The sequence below is a fragment of the Nocardioides sp. NPDC051685 genome (genome assembly GCF_044453405.1).
Lineage (GTDB): Bacteria > Actinomycetota > Actinomycetes > Propionibacteriales > Nocardioidaceae > Nocardioides.
The window spans coordinates 94,550-115,919 of sequence record NZ_JBITCR010000012.1 but is presented as its reverse complement, the minus strand read 5'-3'; the positions used below and the strand labels follow the sequence as shown (position 1 = coordinate 115,919).

The 21,370-nt window shown below is 70.4% G+C and carries 20 protein-coding genes; 2 read left to right on the top strand and 18 right to left on the bottom strand.

Features of this window, described 5'->3' with window-relative positions:
• Positions 1-15: 15 nt before the first annotated feature.
• The gene (locus ACIA03_RS25770) at positions 16-1,485 is read left to right on the top strand and encodes an ATP-binding protein (RefSeq protein ID WP_396987887.1); all 1,470 of its coding nucleotides are present in this window, start codon (positions 16-18) and stop codon (positions 1,483-1,485) included.
• Positions 1,486-1,540: 55 nt separating this feature from the next.
• On the opposite strand, the gene ACIA03_RS25765 is transcribed toward ACIA03_RS25770, so the two are convergent.
• The 10 genes from ACIA03_RS25765 to ACIA03_RS25720 all read right to left on the bottom strand — a co-directional run bounded on the left by ACIA03_RS25765 (position 1,541) and on the right by ACIA03_RS25720 (position 11,593).
• Positions 1,541-3,280: a glycerol-3-phosphate dehydrogenase/oxidase gene (locus ACIA03_RS25765; protein WP_396987885.1), complete on the bottom strand. Its 1,740-nt coding sequence runs from the start codon at positions 3,278-3,280 to the stop codon at positions 1,541-1,543.
• An 84-nt stretch (positions 3,281-3,364) separates the two neighbouring features.
• Positions 3,365-3,946, bottom strand: a complete 582-nt coding sequence (locus ACIA03_RS25760; protein ID WP_396987884.1) for a C40 family peptidase — start codon at positions 3,944-3,946, stop codon at positions 3,365-3,367.
• Positions 3,943-5,064, bottom strand: coding sequence for a dipeptide epimerase (locus ACIA03_RS25755; protein WP_396987882.1), 1,122 nt, complete (start codon positions 5,062-5,064; stop codon positions 3,943-3,945). The genes ACIA03_RS25760 and ACIA03_RS25755 overlap by 4 nt, the downstream gene beginning before the upstream one ends.
• The gene (locus tag ACIA03_RS25750) at positions 5,061-5,831 is read right to left on the bottom strand and encodes a serine hydrolase (RefSeq protein WP_396987880.1); all 771 of its coding nucleotides are present in this window, start codon (positions 5,829-5,831) and stop codon (positions 5,061-5,063) included. The genes ACIA03_RS25755 and ACIA03_RS25750 overlap by 4 nt, the downstream gene beginning before the upstream one ends.
• A gap of 90 nt (positions 5,832-5,921) precedes the next feature.
• Positions 5,922-6,677, bottom strand: a complete 756-nt coding sequence (locus ACIA03_RS25745; RefSeq protein ID WP_396987951.1) for an SDR family oxidoreductase — start codon at positions 6,675-6,677, stop codon at positions 5,922-5,924.
• A 138-nt stretch (positions 6,678-6,815) separates the two neighbouring features.
• On the bottom strand, positions 6,816-8,144 hold the full coding sequence (locus tag ACIA03_RS25740; RefSeq protein WP_396987878.1) for an ABC transporter substrate-binding protein: 1,329 nt from the start codon (positions 8,142-8,144) through the stop codon (positions 6,816-6,818).
• Positions 8,141-9,259, bottom strand: coding sequence for a branched-chain amino acid ABC transporter permease (locus ACIA03_RS25735; protein WP_396987876.1), 1,119 nt, complete (start codon positions 9,257-9,259; stop codon positions 8,141-8,143). The genes ACIA03_RS25740 and ACIA03_RS25735 overlap by 4 nt, the downstream gene beginning before the upstream one ends.
• Positions 9,260-9,262: 3 nt before the next feature.
• Positions 9,263-10,141, bottom strand: a complete 879-nt coding sequence (locus ACIA03_RS25730) for a branched-chain amino acid ABC transporter permease (protein WP_396987874.1) — start codon at positions 10,139-10,141, stop codon at positions 9,263-9,265.
• A gap of 13 nt (positions 10,142-10,154) precedes the next feature.
• The gene (locus ACIA03_RS25725) at positions 10,155-10,859 is read right to left on the bottom strand and encodes an ABC transporter ATP-binding protein (RefSeq protein WP_396987872.1); all 705 of its coding nucleotides are present in this window, start codon (positions 10,857-10,859) and stop codon (positions 10,155-10,157) included.
• On the bottom strand, positions 10,859-11,593 hold the full coding sequence (locus ACIA03_RS25720; RefSeq protein ID WP_396987869.1) for an ABC transporter ATP-binding protein: 735 nt from the start codon (positions 11,591-11,593) through the stop codon (positions 10,859-10,861). Before ACIA03_RS25720 ends, ACIA03_RS25725 begins: the two co-directional genes overlap by 1 nt.
• A 201-nt stretch (positions 11,594-11,794) precedes the next feature.
• On the opposite strand from ACIA03_RS25720, the gene ACIA03_RS25715 reads away from it, so the two are divergent.
• Positions 11,795-13,009: a PucR family transcriptional regulator gene (locus ACIA03_RS25715; RefSeq protein ID WP_396987867.1), complete on the top strand. Its 1,215-nt coding sequence runs from the start codon at positions 11,795-11,797 to the stop codon at positions 13,007-13,009.
• A gap of 238 nt (positions 13,010-13,247) precedes the next feature.
• Here the strand turns inward: ACIA03_RS25715 and ACIA03_RS25710 are convergent, their stop codons facing one another.
• The 8 genes from ACIA03_RS25710 to ACIA03_RS25675 are packed head-to-tail and all read right to left on the bottom strand — an operon-like array spanning position 13,248 to position 20,946.
• Entirely contained in the window at positions 13,248-14,330 is a 1,083-nt protein-coding gene (locus ACIA03_RS25710; RefSeq protein ID WP_396987865.1) for an acyl-CoA dehydrogenase family protein, read from the bottom strand.
• A gap of 12 nt (positions 14,331-14,342) precedes the next feature.
• Positions 14,343-15,530, bottom strand: a complete 1,188-nt coding sequence (locus ACIA03_RS25705) for an acyl-CoA dehydrogenase family protein (protein WP_396987863.1) — start codon at positions 15,528-15,530, stop codon at positions 14,343-14,345.
• Positions 15,527-16,759, bottom strand: a complete 1,233-nt coding sequence (locus ACIA03_RS25700; RefSeq protein ID WP_396987861.1) for an acyl-CoA dehydrogenase family protein — start codon at positions 16,757-16,759, stop codon at positions 15,527-15,529. The genes ACIA03_RS25705 and ACIA03_RS25700 overlap by 4 nt, the downstream gene beginning before the upstream one ends.
• Before the next feature lie 3 nt (positions 16,760-16,762).
• Entirely contained in the window at positions 16,763-17,794 is a 1,032-nt protein-coding gene (locus tag ACIA03_RS25695; RefSeq protein ID WP_396987859.1) for a phosphotransferase family protein, read from the bottom strand.
• Positions 17,794-18,438, bottom strand: coding sequence for an HAD family hydrolase (locus tag ACIA03_RS25690; RefSeq protein ID WP_396987857.1), 645 nt, complete (start codon positions 18,436-18,438; stop codon positions 17,794-17,796). Before ACIA03_RS25690 ends, ACIA03_RS25695 begins: the two co-directional genes overlap by 1 nt.
• Entirely contained in the window at positions 18,435-19,418 is a 984-nt protein-coding gene (locus ACIA03_RS25685; RefSeq protein ID WP_396987855.1) for an NADPH:quinone oxidoreductase family protein, read from the bottom strand. The genes ACIA03_RS25690 and ACIA03_RS25685 overlap by 4 nt, the downstream gene beginning before the upstream one ends.
• Complete coding sequence (locus tag ACIA03_RS25680) at positions 19,415-20,191, bottom strand: SDR family oxidoreductase (RefSeq protein WP_396987853.1); 777 nt, start codon at positions 20,189-20,191, stop codon at positions 19,415-19,417. Before ACIA03_RS25680 ends, ACIA03_RS25685 begins: the two co-directional genes overlap by 4 nt.
• Positions 20,191-20,946: an SDR family oxidoreductase gene (locus ACIA03_RS25675; RefSeq protein ID WP_396987851.1), complete on the bottom strand. Its 756-nt coding sequence runs from the start codon at positions 20,944-20,946 to the stop codon at positions 20,191-20,193. Before ACIA03_RS25675 ends, ACIA03_RS25680 begins: the two co-directional genes overlap by 1 nt.
• Between the last annotated feature and the right edge of the window lie 424 nt (positions 20,947-21,370).

Genomic DNA, 21,370 nt, shown 5'->3' with positions numbered 1-21,370 from the left:
TCGCCAGGGTGCTACGTGGCTCTGCGGCGCGCCATGGCAATTCGCAGCCGCTCGAATCTACTGAAACATTGTTACAGTAGATTCATGTCGCCTGCAGAGGTAGATCGCATCCTGGCACTGCCCGCGGATGAGGCGCTCGAGCATCTGGTTCAGCTGCGTGAGAGCCAATGGTTCGAGCGCAAGTCCGGGCGGATCAGCGCCAAGGATCTCGCTATCCCGCTCGTAGCGATGGCCAACGCCGAAGGCGGGTACGTCGTCGTCGGGATTCATGACGGCGCTGCAGATGGCGGGGGCGAAGAGCGGATCAATGCCCTTCGCCAAGCGGCGCACGACTTCACCGTACCCGTCGTTCGCTGCTCCACCACCGAGCTCTCCACTCATGACGGAACCATCTTGCTCGTCGTTCGCGTGGCGCCCGGCGAGCAGGTTCACGAGACCACCAAAGGCGACGTCTTCCTCAGGGTCGGCGACGAGTCCCGTCGGCTCGGATACGCACAACGTCGTGAGTTGGAGTACGACCGAGGCAGCGCCCCCTTCGACGGCACCATCGTCGATGCCGGAGTTACCGACCTCGACCGAGAGCAGGTTGTCTCCTACCAACATGCGATCGGTGCGCAGACTCCCGAAGGAATGCTCGCCGCGCGTGACCTGCTCACCCGCGACGGACGCCTCACGGTGGCTGCCTGGCTGCTGTTCGCCGAGCGGCCGCAGTCGCTGTTTCCCAGCGCCGTGATCCGAGTGTTGCGCTACGCAGACAAGGACCGTGGAACCGGTGCCCGCATGTCTCTCTACGACGACGGCGACGTACGCCTCGAAGGGTCGATCCCCGAGCAGATCACCAAGGCCGCTGCCGTGATCACGGAGTGGGTGCCAAAGGTGCAGGCTCTTGCCCCGAGTGGCCGATTCGAGCCGCGGCCGATCATTCCACGCGACGTCTGGCTGGAGGGGCTGGTCAACGCTGTGCTCCACCGGTCGTACTCGATGGCCGGGGACCACATTCGCGTCGAGGTCTTCCCCAACAGGATCGAGATCGAGAACCCTGGCCGGTTCCCCGGACTTGCCAACCCGACCAAGCCGCTTTCGATCAGCCGCTATGCCCGCAACCCTCGAATCGTACGGGTCTGTTCCGACCTGGGAATCGCCCGAGAGCTGGGCGAAGGAATCAAGCGAATCTTCGAGGAGATGCGGCGCCTCGGACTCACCGACCCGATCTACTCACAGACGAGCGGATCCGTACGACTGACCCTCTCCTCGGCAGACGCACTCCCCGACGATCTCCGCGCCACTCTGCCGAGCGGGGCACGGACGGTCTTGGACACCCTGAGAGTGACCGGCCGCCCGATGAGCACTGGTCAGGTCGCCGAACTCGCGGGCATCGCTCGCCCCACGGCGGGTCGGCATCTGCAGACGCTGCGGAAGCATGGGCTGGTCGTGTGGAACGGTCAGGGACCGAAGGATCCGCGAGCGTCGTGGTCCCTCAGCTGATCTACTGCAACACCGGTGTTTCAGTAGATTGTTTCAGTAGGCACGACTCTCGACGTCAGACGAGATCCTCCACCTCGAGCCGGGCGCGGTCGGCCTCCTCGTCGGTGACCTGGAGCTGGGAGCGGCGCTCGGCCTCGATGCGGCGCAGGTAGTGGTCGATCTCCTCCTTGGTGCGCCGGTCGTCCCAGCCGAGCTCCTCGGCCATGATCTTGGCGACCCCCGGAGCAGCGCGTACGCCGCGGTCGAAGGTCTCCATCGAGATCCTGGTGCGGCGCTCGAGCACGTCGTCGAGGTGGCGAGCGCCCTCGTTGTGGACGGCGTAGACGACCTCGGCGGCGAGATAGTCCTCGGCGCCCTCGAGGGGCAGCGCGAGGGGGCGTCGCTCTTGGATCAGGTCGAGCACGTCGTCGATCAGGCCGCCGTGACGGCCCAGGAGGTGGTCGATCCGAGCGACGTGAAGGCCGGAGCGACGGGCGAGCAGGACACGCTGGTTGGAGCGGGTCTCGAAGCCCTCGGCGCCGACCAGCCGGACCTTGTCGGTGATCGAGTCGCGCAGGGTCATGTTGGTGGTCGTGCCGAGCGAGTGGGCCGCGGCGTCGACCGCGTCGCGCGCCATCACCCGGTAGGTCGTCAGCTTGCCGCCGGCGATCAGCACCAGCCCCGGCAGCGGCGTGACCACGAGGTGCTCACGGCTGAGTCCGGCGGTCTGGTCGGACTCGCCAGTCAGGAGCGGGCGGAGCCCGGCGTAGACGCCCTCGACGTCCTCGAGGTCGAGCGGCTCGCGCAGGATCGCGTTGACGTGCTCTAGGACGTACTCGATGTCGGTCTTGGAGGCCGCCGGGTGGGCGAGGTCGTAGGTCCAGGGGGTGTCGGTGGTGCCGATGATCCAGTGGCGGCCCCACGGGATGACGAAGAGGACCGATTTCTCGGTGCGGACGATGAAGCCCGACTCTGAGCGGATCCGGTCGCGCGGGACGACGAGGTGGATGCCCTTGGAGGCCTTGACGTGCAGCGCGCCGCGGCCGCCGACCATCGCCTGGATCTCGTCGGTCCACACCCCGGCGGCGTTGACGACGGTCTTGGCCCTGATGACCAGGTCCTGGTCGTGCTCGAGGTCGCGGGCCCGGACGCCGACGACCCGCTCGCCCTCGCGCAGGAACCCGGTCACCTGGACCCGGGTCGCGATGTGGGCGCCGTGAGAGGCGGCGGTGCGGGCGATCGTCATGACCAGGCGAGCGTCATCGACCTGGGCGTCGTAGTACTGGATCGCGCCTGTGATCGCGTCGGTGCGGAAGTCGGGGGCGATCCGGGCTACGCCCCGGCGGGTGAGGTGGCGGTGGCGCGGCAGACCGGAGTTGCCGAGCCCGGAGAGCGGGCCGAAGCTCGCCATCCCGTCGTAGAGCGCGAGGCCGGCGCCGATGTAGGCGCGCTCCCATACCGGGTTGGTCAGCGGGTAGAGGAACGGCACCGGACGGACCAGGTGCGGGGCCAGGGTGTTGAGCAGCAGGCCGCGCTCCTGGAGCGCCTCGCGGACCAGCTCGAAGTCGAGCATCTCGAGGTAGCGGAGCCCGCCGTGGACGAGCTTCGAGCTACGCGAGCTCGTTCCCGAGGCCAGGTCGCGCTGCTCCACCAGCCCGGTGCTCAGGCCTCTGGTGACGGCGTCCAGCGCCACCCCGGCGCCGGTCACACCCCCGCCGACGACGAGTACGTCGAGCTCGGTCTCCCCCGCCGCACCGACCATCGTGCCGATCGCGAGATCGCGGCTCTCTGGACTCAGGGCCCCTGTGCGAGTCATACGTTCGAAGTTAACCCACCACGCCGAATTGTCACTTCTGGCGCGCGAGAATTCACCGGCGCTGCCCGATAAGTCACGCAGCCGTCACAGACGGGCGGCGCTGACGAGGGTGGAGAGCCTGCCGGGAGGCATGGATTCCTCGACCACGACCATCGTGTCGCCGTCGGCGTGGATCATCGGGCGGGTGCCGTCGGGCTCGGGCGGGGCGGTGGCGATGGCCACATGGGTGATCCGTCCGCCGGGGTCCTGGGCGAAGAAGTAGAGGTCGCCCGGCCGGACCTCGTCGAGGGGGATCGCCTCGAGCGCGGCGGCCTGGTCGCGGGCGTCCCGCGGGAGACGTACGCCGATGGCCTCTGCGGCTCGGAAGACCAGCCCCGAGCAGTCGATGCCGGCCTCGGTGGTGCCGCCCCAGACGTAGGGCACGCCCAGGTAGCTCCGGGCCTTGGTCAGCAGCGTGGACACGGGGGTGGTGAGGGCGTCCGCCGGCAGCCACCCGGGATAGCCGCGTTCGTCCTTCGAGGAGGCGTGGGACGGGACGACGACGTACGCCCACTCCCCCTGCGTCTCCAGGACGACGACCTCCTCGCCCGGGACGACCTCTGTCTCGTGCTCGGCATCCGCGGCAGGCTCGGCGACGACGAAGGTGGGCCGGTTGACGGTGGTCATGAGAGGACTCCTTCGATGCCGAGGCCGTTCGCCTGGGGGAAGAGGATGCGGGGGCCGTCGTAGCCGATGCCACCTTCGTACGGGCTGGTCCTCGCCCACCAGCCCGCGTCGAGATCCTGCTCGCCGGGGATCCCTGTTGCGGCGACCAGGGCCGCGGCGGCGCCGATGCCGAGATGGGACTCCATCATGCAGCCGACGAGACGGCCGAGACCGTGGCTCGTCGCGACCTGGAGCAGCTCGATCGCGGGCGTGAGCCCGCCGCACTTGGCCAGCTTGACGTTGACCGCGTCCGCCGCGCCCGCACGGATGACGTCGACGAGGTCCTCGAGGTCGAAGACCGACTCGTCGGCGAGGATCTGGTAGGGCTGGTGACGACGGACGTACGCCATCGCCTCCAGGTCACGCCGTGCCACCGGCTGCTCGACGAACTCCAGCTCGACGCCCTGGTCGGCCAGGGTCGTCAGCACCGCCACCGCCTCGTCCGCGCGCCAGCCGGTGTTGGCGTCCAGCCGGAGTACGCACCCCGGGGCCGCCTCGCGGACCGCGAGCACACGCTCGGCATCACCTGCCGCGTCGGTTCCGACCTTGATCTTGAGCGTCGTGAACCCGTCTCGGGCTCGGGCCGCTGCCGCCTCTGCCAGGTCGGTGGGAGTGCCGATGGAGAGGGTGATGTCGGTGAGCAGTGTCGTTGGGATACCCGGTTCACCGGGTATCCCTGCACCTGAGCGCTGTGACGCATGGGACTCCAGGTGCTCGATCATCGAGACGCCTGCCCGGCGCGCGACGAGATCGTGCAGCGCGATGTCCGCACCCATCTTGGCCGACCGGTTCCCCACGACCGCACCCTGGATCAGGCCGGCCGACGACAGATCGGCGGCGGCGCCGATCAGCACATCGGAGATCGGCCCCTCCAGCGCCGCGGCGGAACCGGCGAGCGAGTCGCCGGTGACCCTCCAGACCTGCGGCGCCTCACCCCACCCGACGCACCCGTCGGAGTCCTCGACGGTGACGACGACCGTCTCCGCGAACTCCGTACGCCGCAGCGCGGTCACGAACGGGGTGTGCAGCGGCACCCGGACCCGCTGGGTGCGCACCGCGACGATCGCGGGCGAGGTCACAGGGTCGACCACAGATAGCGAGCGACCTCGCTGATCCGGAACTCCGACTCGTCGTCGTCCAGGCCGGTCGTGAGCACGACCATGACCTGCGGCTCACCCTCGGCGGGACGGATGATCGCCATGTCGTGGCGGACCCCGTCGACCCAGCCGGTCTTGTTGCCGACCACCGCGTCCTCGGGCACGCCGAGCGGGATCGCGTCGCGATACTCCTGGGCGACCAGGATGCCCTCGAGCTCGGCGGTCGACTCGGGAGACAGCAACCGGCCGGAGGCGAGCTTGGTGAGCAGCTTGCCCATGTCGTTGGCGGTCACCAGGTTCTGCAGCCCGGCCTCGCGCGCGGGCGCGTCCTCGATCCCGCGGGAGACCGTCGTCATCGGCGTCACGCCCGCGTCGGCGAGCACAGCGGCGACCTCCTCGAGCCCGACCCGCTCGAGCACCAGGTTGACGGCCAGGTTGCCGGAGACGGTCAGGGAGCGGCGTACGAGATCACCCAGCGGCAGCGCGGAGCCGATCGCCTCCCAGGTCTCGGGATCCTGGTCCTCCTCCCGCGACATCTCGAAACGCGCCCCGGTGACAGCGGAGTCGAAGTCGGGATGCACCCCGATCGGCTCGTCCAGCGACAGCAGCCCGCGATCGCGCAGCCGATAGGCCGCGATCGCGACCGGAACCTTCATCAGGCTCGCCGCGTAGTGCTGCTGGTTGACGTTCTGGGCCTGCGTCGGGATGCCGTCGAGCCCACTGAGCCATGTCGAGACCAAAGGTTCCACATTGGTGAGACTAGTGGAGACGCCCCAGCAGCATCGGCCACCAGGCGAACGAAATTCGTTCGCCCCTCGACGAGCACCTGGACGACATGGTCAGGCCGACTCGGCCGGTCCGTCGAGCTCCTGCCGAACGCGGTTCACATCGTCGATCCAGGCGTCGACGTCCGAGGCCCGGGTGGCGTACTCCTCGGCCACATCGGGCTCGAGCGAGATCCAGAACTGCGAGCTCTGTCCGGCGTCCCAGACCGCGTCGGCGACCTCCTCGGCGGTGAGCGCGCCCTCGGCCGAGCGGAAACCCGGGAGACCGGAGGAGCGCTCGAGCATCGCCGTCTTCACGCTGCGCGCGACGATCGCCTGAGCGACCACGCCCTGGTGCCGGTAGGTGGCGGCGAGCCACTCGGCGAAGGCGATCTCGGCGTGCTCGGTCGCGGCGTAGGAGGGCGAGCCGAGCAGGGTGAGGAGACCCGCGGAGGAGGAGGTGACCACGAACCGGCCGGCGCCGCGGGCGACCCACTCCGGCAGCAGCAGCCGGGCGGCGCGTACGTGGGCGAGCACGTTGACCTCGTACGAGGTCAACCAGGCGTGGTCGGAGGCCTCGAGGCCGCGGCCGCGCTCGACTCCGGCGTTGCCGTACCAGGCGTCGATCTTGCCGAGCTCGTCCCGGGCGGCGTCCACGAGCGCTGCGGCGCCTGCGGCCGAGGCGGCGTCGCCGGGAAACGCGAGGGCGCCGATCGAGTCGGCCACCGAGCTGAGCTCGGCGGCGTCGATGTCCGCCACGACGACGCGACAACCCTCCGCTGCGAACCGTGTGGCCATGGCCCTCCCGATCCCTCGGGCTGCTCCGGTCACAACCACCCCGCTGCCGGGTGCGAGTACGTTCACGGACCGACCACCTCCAGTGGCTTTAGTGAGGGTTAATCACTGTAACCGAGGCCGGTCCGTGAACGTGCGGCAACCTACTGATCAGTACCGATCACGCCGCCCACCTCATTCGGGCAGCCCGGACGAGGGCGGAGCGTCCGAGGCGGCGCTGTCGTCCTCCTCGATGGGCGCGTCACCGATGTCGGTGACGAGCACCGGCGTGAGCGGCTCGGAGGCACCGTTCTTGATCTCGACCACGCTCATCCCGGAGATGCCGAGGTGGGAGTCCACGGAGAACCGGAACGGCGCCAGGCCGGGTCCTTCGAAGGAGCCACCCTCCTTCTCGATGGTTTCGACGATCGACTCCCGGGTCAGGTCCTTGCCGTTGGCCTGCAGCGCCTGGACGAGGGTGTAGGCCTGGGCCATGCCGTAGATCCGGTAGTTGGTCAGCTTCTCCGAGCCTTTCTTGGAGTAGGCGTCCCAGACCTTCTGCCACAGCTTGACCCACTCGTCGTCGGGAGCGTCGACGCCGCTGAGGTACTCGGTCGTCATCATCCCGTCCATCAGCTTCACGCCCTGCTCGGCCGGGATCTTCCCCTTGGTCATCGACGCCAGCAGCCCGCCGACGAGCGCCGGGTCGGAGCCGACGTTCGAGTAGAACCACTTCGACTTGAAGCCGACGCCCTGCGCGGCGATCTGGCTCAGCGCGGTGTAGGACGGCGTGTTGAAGCCGATCACCAGGTCGACGCCCTTGGACTTGAACGAGGACATCTGCGGGGAGAAGTCGGTCGACCCGCCCGGCGTGTACTTCTGCACGTCGACGATCTGGGAGTCGAGGAACTCCCGGGTGCCCTTCTCGCCGTCCTCGCCGAAGTCGTCGTCCTGCAGGAAGAGACCGACCTTGGCGTCGGGCATGTTCTCCTTGACGTACTGGCCGATGACCTTGCCCTCGATCTCGTAGTCCGGCTGCCAGCCGAACGTCATCGGGCTCTTCCCGGGGTCGTCGCCCCACTGCAGCGAGCCGCTGGAGACGAACAGGTCGGGGATGCCGTCGTCGTTGAGCCGCTGCACGACCGCGCGGTGCGTCGGGGTGCCGAGCCCGGAGACCATCGCGAAGATCTCGTCCTGCAGGATCATGTCGTTGGTGACGGCGCTGGTGTTGGTCGGGTTGTACGCGTCGTCCTTGACGACCATCTCGATGTCGCGTCCGTGGACGCCACCGGCGTCGTTGACGTACTCATAGAAGGCTTCATGGCCCGACGGGATCTCCGAGTAGCCGGGCGCGGCCGGGCCGGTCAGCGGGAAGTGGGCGCCGATCTTGATGGTGGAGTCGGTGACGCCGACCGCCGACCCGTCCTCGGAGGGCCGTTCCTTCCCCGCGCCACAGGCCGCGAGGAGCGAGGCAGTGGTGAGGACACAGACGACCTGTACGGCTCTGCGTGCAGTGTTTCTCATGTTGTCTTCTCCTTGGTTGACCCGAGAGTTGAGGCGAGCGCTGAAGTGCGAGAGGCGCGAGACAGGAGCGAGCGCAGGCTGCCGACGATCCCCGCCGGCGCCAGGAGGATGACGAGCATCAACACCAGCCCGTAGACCACCGGGGTGACCTCGGCGGCCTGGGTCGCGCTGAGCCCGGCCGACTCCCCGAGATCGGTCGCGAAGTGAGGAAGGAAGGCGAGTACGCCGGCCCCGATGAGCGCTCCGGTCAGGCTGCCCAGCCCGCCCAGGACGACCGCGGCCAGCAGCGTCAGCGAGAGCGTGATCGTGAACGCACCCGGCGCCGTGAGACGTACGTTCATGGCCATCAGGCCACCCGCGAGCCCGGCAGCCATGGCACTGACGGTGAAGGCGACCACGCGGGCGCGGCCGAGGTGGATGCCGGCGAGCTCGGCGGAGACGTCGTCGTCGCGGACCGCTCGCCAGCGCCGACCGACCCGGGATCGGCTCAGGTTGGCGAGCGCGACGAAGGTGAGGGCGAGGAGCAGCCAGCCGAGGTAGGCGAGGAAGGAGTACTGGTCGATCTCGACGGCGGTGAAGAACCAGATCAGGTCCTGGATCCAGGCCGGGAGCTCGGCCGCGCGGGGCACCGGCACCTGGAGGCCCTGCTCCCCGCCGAGGACGTCCCACTGGTTGGCCAGCCGGGGCACCGCGACCGCCAGCGTCAGCGTCGCACCGGCGATGTAGGGGCCGTGCAGCCGCGCCGCCGGGACGCCGACCACCACCCCGACCAGAGCGCAGACGGCGATCGCGACGAGCAGCGCGACGAAGACGTCGGCCAGGGTCTCGCCGCCGGTGCGGTCGAGCACGAGGGTGGCGGCATAGGCGCCCACCGCCATCAGCGCACCGTGACCCAGGGAGAGCTGACCGGAGAGGCCGGTCAGCAGCGTGAGACCGCCGGCGGCGATGGCGAAGTAGGCCATCTCGGCGTAGCGGGTCTGCAGGTACTGGCTGGAGGAGCCGATGACCGCCATCGCCACCACGAAGGCGACGAGGGCGACGACGAGGTGGCGGGCCAGTGGCACCGAGGCCACCCGACGGACGAGCGGACCGAGAAGAGAGCGCAGACGTTCCATGGGTCAGACCCTCCTGGCCGCAGCCGCCGCGAAGAGGCCGCTGGGACGCACCAGCAGCACCACCATCAAGATCCCCAGGGCGACCAGCGGCGCCAGGTGCTCGCCGACGTAGCCGGTGACGTAGGAGAGCGAGAGCCCGAGGATCAGCCCGCCGATGACCGATCCGAGCGGCGAGTCGAGACCGCCCAGGACGGCGGCGATGAAGCCGTAGATCACGAACGGGTCCATGAACCCCGGGTTCACCAGGTCGCCGCCGGCGATGAGCATCCCGGCCACCGCACCCACGGCGGCCGCGAGCGCCCAGCCGAGGGTGAGCATGCGGCCGACGCGTACGCCCAGGAGGCGGGAGACCTCGCCGTTGAAGGCCGCCGCCCGCATCCGCAGTCCCAGGTCGGTGAAGCGGAAGAGGACGACGAGCCCCGCCATCACGAGGGCAACCACGACGATCGACAGGATGCCGAAGGGCGTGATGCCGATCGAGGTGTCCCCGACCGAGATCGCGTTGGTGCTGACCGGGGCCGGGAAGCCGCGGTGCTGGACGCCGAACGTGATCGCCGTCAGCCCGTGCAGCACCATGAAGAGCCCGAGGGTGAGGATCACCGCGTTGAGCTCGGCCTTGCCCTCGACCGGACGGATGATCACCCGCTCGATCACCGCACCGAGCCCGAACCCGGCGGCGAGCGCGGCCAGGAAGGCGAGCCAGTAGGGCACGTCGGCGTTGATCAGGCTCAACGCGATGTAGGTGGTCACCATCGCCATCGCGGCCTGGGCGAAGTTGACGATCCGGGTCGAGCGCCAGATCAGGCACAGGGCCAGTGCGAACGCGGCGTAGACCGCGCCCAGGACCAGGCCACCGAGGGTGGTGTCGAGAAACTGCTGCATCGTGTCGTCCTCCCTAGAACCCGAGGTAGGCGTGGCGGAGCTGCTCGTCGGCGGCCAGCTCGGCGGCCGGCGCCGAGGCGACGACCTTGCCGAGGTTGAGCACGACGCCGTGGTCAGCGATGGACAGGGCGCTGCGGGCGTTCTGCTCGACCAGGACGACCGTCAGCTCCTCGCTCTGCACCAGACCGCGGAGCAGGTCGAAGATCTGGGCCACGACCCGCGGCGCGAGCCCCAGCGACGGCTCGTCGAGCAGGAGCACGGTCGGCCGCGCCATCAGCGCGCGGCCGATGACGAGCATCTGCCGCTCTCCGCCGGAGAGCTGATGGGCGGTCGCGTCGCGGCGCTCGCCCAGGCGCGGGAAGAGCTCGAAGATCCGCTCGATCGGCATCGGCTCGGAGCCGGTCGCTCGGTGCAGGCCGCCGAGGCGGAGGTTCTCGACGACGGTCAGCTCGGCGATGACGCCGCGCCCCTCCGGGACGTGGGAGAGGCCGTACGAGGTCAGCTTCTCGGTCGCGGTGCGGGTGATGTCCTTGCCGTCCAGCTTGACCGTGCCCCGGGTGGATCTCACCAGCCCGGAGACGGTGCGCAGGAGCGTCGTCTTCCCGGCGCCGTTGGCGCCCAGGACCGCGGTGACCTGCCCTCTCGACGCGGTGAAGGTGACGCCGTTCAGCGCCTTGACGGGTCCGTACGCAGCGCTCAGGTCCTCGACGGCGAACATCAGACCGCCTCCTCGATCTCGTCGCCGAGGTACGCGGCGAGCACGGCCGGGTCGTTGCGGATCTCGTCAGGTGCGCCGGCCGCGATGACGCGGCCGAAGTCGAGCACGGTGATCCGGTGGCAGACCGACATCACCAGGTCCATGTGGTGCTCGACGAGCATCACCGCGGTGCGCTCGGTCAGGCCGGTGATGATCTCGCCGAGCTCGCTCATCTCCTCGGCGCTCAACCCGCTGGCGGGCTCGTCGAGGAGCAGCAGCTCCGGCTCGGCGACCAGGGCGCGGGCGAGCGCGACCAACTTCTTGATGGGATAGGGCAGGCTGCCCGGGTAGCGGGTGGCGTACGACTCGATCCCGAGCTCGCCGAGGACCTCGCGCGCCTTGGCGGCCAGCCGGGCGTCGTCGCGGTGGCCGAGGCCGAGCAGGCTCCGCACGAAGCCGGCACGGGCGAGGCGGTCGGCACCGACCATCACGTTGTCGAGCACCGTCATCCGCTCGAAGAGCCCGAGTCCCTGCAGGGTTCGGGCGATGCCGTGGCCGGCGAGCTGGTGCGGGCGGAGGCCGTGGATCGTCTCGCCGCGCAGCCGGAGCTCGCCCTCGGCGGGACTGACGAACCCGCACACGACGTTGAACAGGGTGGTCTTGCCGGCACCGTTGGGGCCGATGACGCCGAGCACCTCGTGGGGTGCGACCTCCAAGGAGACGTCCTCGAGGGCGCGCACGCCTCCGAATCTCACCGAGACACCTTCGACGGCGAACAGCGGCGTGGCTTGGCCAGGATTCTGCATCGTGCTCCCTTCGGCCCGTTGTGACGGCTCTCACTTTGGACTCTCCGCACAACGGGGGATATGGGCAGTGCGCCCAAAATCCTTCGGGCGTTCCGTCTGAGATTCCTGGCTTTGCTGCGGACCCGGTAGCAGGCATGGGACGCTCCGCACATGGGTGTGACGAGCGACACATCTCCGGACTCGGACCTTCGTCCCCTGGTGGAGCGTGCCTGGGCCTCCCTGGTGAGCCAGGCCGACGCGATCGCCGACGACATCACGCTGACCCTGATCGCGATCCAGCCGCAGTGGTACGAGAGCGCTGACCCGTCGATCCGGGCAGACCTGCGTTCGAGCACCCGGGAGCACGTACGCCGCGGCATCCGCGCCATGGCCGGACTCACCCCGGGAGCCAATCCCGTCGATCTGTGGCGCGAGACCGGCCGGCGGCGGGCGCGGCAGGGCGTACCTCTGGAGTACTGCCTCAACGCCTACACCGTCGGCACCCGGATGCTGTGGGAGTCGATGGTCCACCAGCAGGAGGCGCTCGGGATCGACGACCGGGTGATGGTGCTCGCCGGGCGGCAGGTGTGGACCGACCTGGACGTGCAGAACTCGGTCATGTCGTCGGCCTACCGGAAGGAGGCGGCGCTGCTGCAACGCCGCGACCTGCAGCTCCAGGGCCGGCTCCTGGACGGGCTGGCGGAGGGCCGTGGCGGCGACCCCGCGTTCGCCGCCGAGGTGCAGGAGATCCTCGGGATCGCGGCCGACTCGCAGATGGCCTGCGTCATCGCCGCCTTCGACGGCAACCGCGACTCACCGCTGCGCAACCCGGACGACCGGCTCGAACGCTGCGACCTGTTGTCGTTCTGGCACGTCCGCGGCGACCACCACTTCGGGCTGGTCCCGCTGGGGTCACGCCCTGTCGCGGAGGCCGTCGCCGACCTGGTCGAGCAGCTCGCCTGCTGCAACTCGGGCCGGGTCGGGATCGCCACCGCCGACGACCTCAGCGGCTTCGGCACCGCCTTCCAGCTCGCCACGCACACGGTGGAGACGATCCCCCGGGGACGTACGGACATCGCGGTCGTCGACGACCGCCTGCCGCAGGTGCTCCTGACCGCCTCCCCGGCGGTCTCCTCGCTGCTCGTCCGCCGCACCCTCGGCCCGGTCCTGGCCCAGCCGCCGCACCAGTCCGACGTGCTGCTGGCGACGCTGCGCGCCCTCATCGCCCACGGCGGCTCTCCCACCCACGCCGCCGAGGACCTGATCTGCCACCGCAACACGGTCATCTACCGCATCAAGCAGATCCAGGACCTCACCGGCAGGAGCATCTCCGAACCCGGCGACCGTCTGCTCCTGGCCCTCGCCCTGATGGCCCTGGAGAAATAGCCGAGACGTCAGCCGCGTCGGGGGGGGGGGGGGGGGGGGGGGGGGCCCGCCCCCCCCCCCCCCCCCCCCCCCCGCGGGAAAATACAAAGGGCCCCCGCCCCGGGGCACCCCCCCCCCCGCCCCCCCGGGGCCCCGGCCCCCCCCCCCCCCCCCCCCCCCCACCCCCCCCCCCCCCCCCCCGCGGGGGCGGGGGGGGGGGGGGGGCCCCCCCCCCCCCGACCGGAGTGACGCCTCGGCATCAGATGTCGACCAGGGACCCGAGGCGGTCGCGGTGGAGGCCGGGGAGGCCGTACGCGATCTGGTCGGCCTTGGCCCGCTTGAGGTAGAGGTGGGCGGGGTGCTCCCAGGTCATGCCGATGCCACCGTGCAGCTGCACCGCCTCCTCGGCCGCGGTGACGGCGAGGTCACCGCAGTAGGCCGCGGCGACATGGGTCGCGATCTCGGCCTCCTCGGGGTCGCCGAGAGCCAGCGCTCCGGCGGCGTAGCGCGCGGCCGCGCCGCCACCCTCGACGCTGGTGTAGAGGTCGGCGAGGCGGTGCTTGAGCGCCTGGTAGCCACCGACGATCCGGCCGAACTGACGCCGCACCTTGAGGTAGTCCACCGTCGTGGTCAGGCACCACTGCGCCACCCCGACCTGCTCCGAGGCCATCAGCGCGGCCCCGGCCAGCAGACCGGAACGTACGCCGTCGGCGCCGTGCTCCGCGGCCACGACCACCTCGCCCGCTGCCGGGTCGAGGGTCACGTCCGCCAGCTGTCGGGTCATGTCGAGCGAGCTCACCGGGGTGATCGTCGCCTGGTCCGCGGGGACGGCTCGGACCTCGACGCCGTCGGGCGTCGCAACTGGCACCAGGAGCGTGTCGGCCTCGAGAGCGCCGGCGACCGATCGGACCTCGGTCTCGACGGGCTCCAGCGGTTGGACGGTCGTCGCGGTCAGCGGCACGACCAGCGCCGCCGTGCGCTCCCCCGAGGCCAACCCGGCGAGCAGGTCTGCCCCGGCCGCGGTGGGACCGGCCAGGAGCACGGATGTCGCGACGACCGCGCTGGTCAGGAAGGGCACCGGGGCGACCGAGCGGCCCAGCTCCTCCAGGACGACCGCGGCCTCGCGGGCGGACGCGCCGGCGCCACCGTACGACTCCGGGATCAGCAGCCCCGCGAGCCCGAGCTCGCCGGCGATCCCCTTCCACAGGACCGGGGTGAGCGAGCTGTCGCCGTCGTACGCCTTGACGACGTCGGCCGGGTCGCAGCGCTCGGCCAGGAACGACCTGATCGTGGCACGCAGGTCGGCATCGAGCTCGTTGTCGAGCAGTTCGACGTCACTCATCGCGGACTCCATTCATCGGGGGATGGCCTTCCAGGCCACGTCCTTGTCGACCCGGTGCTCCCCGGGGAGGCCGAGGACGCGCTCGGCCACGATGTTGCGCAGGATCTCCGAGGTGCCGCCCTCGATGGAGTTGCCCTTGGCGCGCAGGTAGCGGTAGACGGCGTCGCGGCCGGCGAAGTCGACGTGCTCGGGCCGGACCATCGCCCACCCGTCACCGTCCTCGTAGCGAAGCCCCTCCTCACCGCGGAGCTCGAGATCGAGCCCGGTGAGCCGCTGGTTGATCGTGGCGAACGTCAGCTTCATCGCCGACCCCTCAGGGCCGGGCTGGCCGACGGCCAGCTTCTGCCGCAACCGCGCCCCGGTCAGCCGGGCCACCTCGGACTCGACCCAGAGCCTCAGCAGCCGGTCACGCAGCTCCGGCGTGCGGTTCTCCGGATGCGTACGCCACGACTCGGTGACCACGCCGAGCATCCCGCCCTCGCGAGGCATGGCGGCGCCGCCGATGGCGACACGCTCGTTGTTGAGGGTGGCGTTGGCGACCTCCCAGCCCTGCCCGACCGCGCCGAGGCGGTGGGCGTCGGGGATGCGGACATCGGTCAGGAAGACCTCGTTGAACTCCGCCTCGCCGGTGATCTGGCGCAGCGGGCGTACCTCGACGCCGGGGTCGTGCATGTCGCACAGGAAGTAGGTCAGACCGCGGTGCTTCGGGACGTCCGGGTCGGTGCGGGCGACCAGGATCGCGAAGTCGGCGTTGTGGGCGCCCGAGGTCCACACCTTCTGCCCGTTGACGACCCACTCGTCGCCGTCGAGGACCGCCCGGGTCGCCAGCCCGGCCAGGTCGGAGCCGGCGCCGGGCTCGGAGAAGAGCTGGCACCAGATCTCGTCGCCGCACCACAGCGGCTCCAGGAACCGAGCCTTCTGCTCCGGGGTCCCGTAGGCCAGGATCGTCGGCGCGGCCATGCCGAGCCCGATCCCGTTGCGCCGCGGGTTGTTGTCGGGAGCGCCGGCCGCCTCGAAGAGGTCGTTCACCAGCGGCTGCAGCGCCCGGGAGACCCCGAGCCCACCCTCGCCCTCGGGGAACGCGACCCACGCCAGGCCGGCCCGGTAGCGCGCGTGCAGGAAGGCGCTCGGCTCGGTCGTCGCGACCGGATGCTCGGCGAGGAACTCCTCGACCCGCCCGCGCAGCTCCTCGGGAGTCACTGTCGACCCTCACGTCGCGCGGCCTGGCGCCGCAGCTCGGCCTTGGCGAGGGCGTTCTTGTGCACCTCGTCGGGGCCGTCGGCGAACCGGAGCGTGCGGATGCCGGCGTACGCCTTGGCCAGCGGGAAGTCCTGGGAGAGCCCGCCGGCGCCGTGCGCCTGGATCGCCTTGTCGAGGATCCACTGGACGGTCGCCGGGGTGGCGATCTTGATCGCCTGGATCTCGGTGTGGGCACCCTTGTTCCCGACCGTGTCCATCAGCCACGCGGTCTTGAGGACGAGGAGCCGCAGCTGCTCGATCCGCACCCGCGACTCGGCGATCCAGTCGCGGATCACGCCCTGCTCGGAGAGCGGCTTGCCGAAGGCGACCCGCTCCTCGACCCGGGTACACATCAGCTCGATCGCCCGCTCGGCCAGACCGATGGAGCGCATGCAGTGGTGGATGCGGCCGGGGCCCAGGCGGGCCTGCGCGATCGCGAACCCCATGCCCTCTGTGCCGATGAGATTGCCTGCCGGGACACGTACGTCGGAGAAGATCAGCTCCGCGTGGCCGCCGTGGTCGTGGTCGTCGTAGCCGAAGACCTCCATGCCGCGCTTGATCGTCAGGCCCGGGGTGTCGCGGGGCACCAGGATCATCGACTGCTGCTTGTGGCGCTCGGCGGACGGGTCGGTCTTGCCCATCACGATGAAGATCTTGGCGTTGGGGTTCATCGCGCCGGTGATCCACCACTTGCGACCGTTGAGGACGTACTCGTCGCCGTCGGCCACGATCGAGGTCTCGATGTTGGTCGCGTCCGAGGAGGCGACGGCCGGCTCGGTCATCGCGAAGGCGCTGCGGATCTGCCCGTCCAGGAGCGGCTGCAGCCACTCCTTCTGCTGCGCCTCGCTGCCGAAGTCGTGGAGCACCTCCATGTTGCCGGTGTCGGGCGCGGCGCAGTTGAACGCGGCCGGCGCGATGTGGCTGCGGCCGGTGATCTCGGCCAGCGGGGCGTACTGCAGGTTGGTCAGCCCGGCCCCACCCTCACCGGGCAGGAAGAGGTTCCACAGGCCGCGCTTGCGGGCCTCGGCGCGGATCTCGCCGAGGACGGGAACGCTGTCCCAGGCCCACTTGTCCGGCAGTGCCGCGAGCTGCTCGTCGAAGACGGCCTCGTTCGGCTCGACGTACGTCTTCTGGAAGTCCCACACCGAGGCGACGAGCTCCTCGGTCCTGGCGTCGGGTGCGAAGTCCATGCGTCAGTTCTCCTTCATTGCAGACAGTCCCATGTCCAGGAGCGGGTGGATCCCGTCCCCGATCTTGTCGAAGCCGGGCCCGACGGTCTGGCCCTTGAGGTAGCGGTAGTGGATCCCCTCGAGGATCGCGGCGAGCTTGTAGGCGGCCAGCCCGAGGTAGAAGCCGAACTCGCTCAGGTCACGCGGGCTGGCCGCGTCGTAGCGGGCGATGATCTCGTCCTCGGAGAGCCAGCCGGGGGCGTTGCTCACGTCGGTCACGGTGCCGTCGCCGGAGACCGAGGCCATCCGCTGGTAGGTGAGCAGGATCGCCAGGTCGGTGACCGGGTCACCGAGCGTGGCCATCTCCCAGTCGACGACGGCGCGGATCTTGTCGGTGCTGTCGGTGAGCACGTTGTCGAGCCGGTAGTCGCCGTGCACGATCCCCGGCCCGGTCGAGGCCGCCTCGGCGGCACCGACCCGCTCCTCCAGCAGCGCGTGGAGCTCGTCGGCGGCGGGGAGGTCGCGGGAGTACGACGCCTCGAGCTGCTTCTTCCAGCGCCGGACCTGTCGCGACAGGAAGCCCTCGGGGCGGCCGAACTCGCTCAGCCCGACCGCGGCCGGGTCGACCGCGTGCAGCGCGGCCATCACGTCGATGAGCTGCTCGGAGATCGCCTTCGTGCGGTCCGCGCCGAGCGGCTCGAGCTCGCGGGCGTAGCGGTAGGGCCGGCCGTCGACCTTCTCCATCACGTAGAACGGCGCCCCGAGCACCTCCTCGTCGTCGCAGAACGCGAACGTGTGCGGCACCGGCACGTCGGTGTCGCGCAGCGCGGTGATCACGGTGAACTCACGCTTCATGTCGTGCGCGGTGGCGAGCACGTGCCCGAGCGGCGGGCGCCGGACGATCCACTCGTGGGTGCCGTCGGAGACCGCGTACGTCAGGTTGGACTTGCCGCCGGAGATGTGGGTCGCGCTCAGCTCGGCGCCGGCGCCCTCCACGTTCTCGGCGAGCCATGGGCCGAGTCGATCCAGGTCGAGTCCGGGCAGGGGTTCCGTCATCAGGCACCTCCGAGTGCGGGGACGTGTCGGGCGAGGGCCTCGCGGGTGGTCGCGGCGTCCTCGTGGAGCACGGCGACCAGCCCGAGGTTCCTGGCGCCGATGATGTTGGGCTCGGCGTCGTCGACGAACGCGCACTCGACCGCGTCGAGGCCGAGCTTGTCGAGGACGAGCTGGAAGATCGCCGGGTCGGGCTTGCGGAGGCGTACGTCCTCGGAGATCACCGCGACCTCGAACGCCTCCTCGATGGCGCCGTGGTCATAGAAGTCGCCCCAGCTGTTGGACAGCAGCGCGACCCGCACGCCCGCGTCGCGCAGGTCGCGGGCGAGATCCCACATCGCGGCGTCCGGGCGCATGCCGGCGAAGAGCCGCTTCAGGACTCCCTCCGGGTCGACCGGGGTGCCGGCGTACGTCTCCAGGCGTTCGGCCAGAAGCCGGTCGAACGCCTCGACCGGGAGCTCGCCGAGCTCGAGCCGGTGGATCGGCGTGCCGGTGTCGACGTAGCGGCCCAGCCACTCCTTGAGCACCGTCGTGAAGCTCTCCGGCTTGATGCCGTCGGCCTGGATCCAGGCCGCGATCGAGTCGCGGACCGGCGTGGTCATCACGCCGCCGTAGTCGAACAGGACGCCCTTGATCTGCTGGGTCATGCGACGTACACGACCCGTCCGACCGTGGTGCCGTCGGCAAGACGCTGGACGCCGTCGGCCACCTGCTCCAGGGACAGCTCCTCGCTGACCAGCGGCTTGATCGAGCCTTCGGCCGCCATCCGGGTGAGCTCGGCGTGGCACTCCTTGACGAGCTCGGGGGCGAGCATGTTGTAGAGACCCCAGTGGAGCCCGACGATCGAGTAGTTCTTGATCAGCGCGTGGTTGAGCGCGGCCTCCTGGATGCGGCCGCCGGCGAAGCCGATGATCAGGATCCGGCCCTCGAACGCGATGCACTTGGTGGAGCGGTCGTAGGTGTCGCCGCCGACCGGGTCGTAGATCACGTCGGCGCCCTTGCCGCCGGTGACCTCCTTGACCACCTTCACGAAGTCTTCGGCGTGGCGGTCGATCACGACGTCCGCGCCGAGCTGCTTGGCGACCGCGGCCTTCTCCGGCCCGCCGACCACACCGATCACGGTCGCTCCGGCGGCCTTGCCGAGCTGGATCGCGGCGCTGCCGACCCCGCCCGCGGCGGCGTGCACGAGCAGCGTCTCGCCGGGCTGGATGCGAGCGCGGCGGTGGAGCGCGAACCAGCCGGTCTGGTAGCCGATGTAGAGGCTCGACGCCTCGGCGTCGGTGAGCGCCTCGGGCGCCGGGAAGGTGGTCGCGGCGTCCATCAGCGCGAGCTCGCCGAAGCCGCCGTAGGGCAGGGCGGCGCCGCCGATCACGCGATCCCCGACCTGGAACGCATCCACGCCCTCGCCGAGCTCGACCACCTCACCGCACAGCTCGACGCCCGCGGTGAACGGCAGCTTGGGCTTGATCTGGTAGAGACCCCGCGCCATCAGGACGTCGGGGAAGTTGGCCGGGCTGGCCAGCACCTTCACGACGAGCTGTCCGGCCCCGGGGGACGGGTCGGACACCTCCTCGAGCCTCATCACGTCCTTCGGCTCACCGAGCTCGTTGATCCGCCATGCCTTCATGCCTGTCCCTCCACGTGCTGCCAGAGTCGGTTCATCCCGCCGAGCCACTTGTCGGTCTGTGTCGCCCGCGCGGCGTAGTAGTCGCCCACCTCCGGGTGCGGGAGCACCAGGAAGCGGTCGTCGGTCGTCGCGGCCCAGGCGGCGTCGGCGACCTGTTCGGGGGTGAGCGCGCCGTCGCGGCTGAGCAGCCCGGCCATCGGTCCGGACCGCTCGAGCATCCCGGTCTGCACCCCCTGGGGGCAGATCGCCTGGACCACGATCCCCTGGTGCCGGTAGGTCACCGAGAGCCACTCCGCGAACGCGACCGCGGCATGCTTGGTGACCGAGTAGGTGGGCGTACCGACCATCGTCAGCAGCCCCGCCGCGCTCGCGGTCACCACGTAGCGGCCCGCCTTGCGCTCGACCCAGTCGGGGACGAGGAGCCTTGCCGCCCTGACATGGGCCATGACGTTGACCTCGTACGACGCCTGCCAGTCCTCCTCGGGACAGTCCAGGCCGATGCCGCGGTCGATGCCGGCATTTCCGAACCACGCGTCGATCTGGCCGAGGTGGTCCTTCGCCGCCGCGACAAGGCGGGCCACGCCCTCGACCGAGGCCGCGTCACCGGCCACCGGATGGGCACCGATCTCCTTGGCGGTCTCGGCCAGGCGTACGTCGTCGATGTCGTTGACCACGACCCTGACGCCCTCGGCGACGAGGCGGGCGGCCAGGGCACGGCCGATCCCGCCCGCGGCACCGGTGACGACGGCGGTGCTGTCGGGAGCGATGGGCATCAGACGCGTCCGCCGGCGAGGGTGAGGCCGCCGTCGACGATGACGAGCTGGCCGGTCATCCAGCCGGCGTCCTCGGAGAGGAGGAAGGAGGCGACGCCGGCGATGTCCTCGGGGACGCCGAGGCGCTTGAGCGGGTAGGCCGACGCGACCTCCTGCTCGCGGCCCTCGTAGAGGAGCTCGGCGAACTTGGTCTTCACGACCGCCGGGAGGATCGCGTTGACGCGTACCTTCGGGCCGAGCTCGACCGACAGCTCCTGGGTGATGTAGCTGAGCATCGCCTTGCTCGCGCCGTAGGTGGCGATCAGCGGCGTCGGCGCGAGGCCGGCCACAGAGGAGATGTTGACGACCGCGCCGCCGTGCTCGGACATCCACTGACGCCAGACCTGCTGGGTCCAGCCGATCGGCGAGAGGCAGTTGACCTCGACGGTCTTGCGGGCCGACTCGCGGTCCATGTCGATCAGGCCACCCGCCTTGGGGTTGATGCCGGCGTTGTTGACCAGCAGGTCGGCGCTGCCGAACGTCTCGATCGCGGTCTTGACGACCTCCTCCTGGTGGGCCGGGTCGTCGGCCTTCCCGGCGATGCCGAGGGCGACCGCCTTGCCACCGAGCCCCTCGACCGCCTCCTCGAGCGCCTCGGGCTTGCGCGCCGTGATGACGACCTTCGCCCCCTCGTCCACCAGCCGCTGGGCGATACCCAGACCGATGCCCCGGCTGGCCCCGGTGATGATCGCCGTACGTCCCTCGAACCTCGACATGCTCAATCCCTCGTGTGCTCGGCTAATCTAAGCGCTTGCTTAGGTGGTGACAGCGGTCACTCTACGGGGTCGCCCAAGAACATGGAAGGTCGGCGTCCAAGCAATGCCGAAGCGTCACCCCCGTCGCCCGAGACGTCACCCCCGTCGGCCGAGGCGTCGCTCCGGTCGCCCGAAGCGTCATCTCCTGACGTCTCGACCGACGTACGTGACGTCTCGACCGACGTACGTGACGTCTCGACCTGCGGGAGTGACGCCTCGACGCGGGTCCGGACCCAGCCGAGGTCAGTCGTCGACAACGCAGTTGTGGGGGGGGGGGGCCCCCGGGGGGGGGGGGGGGCGGGGGGCGCCGGGCGCCCCCCGGGGGGGGGGGCTGGGCGGGCGCCGGCGCCCCCCGGCCCCCGGGACAGCAGGGGGGGGGGGGTGG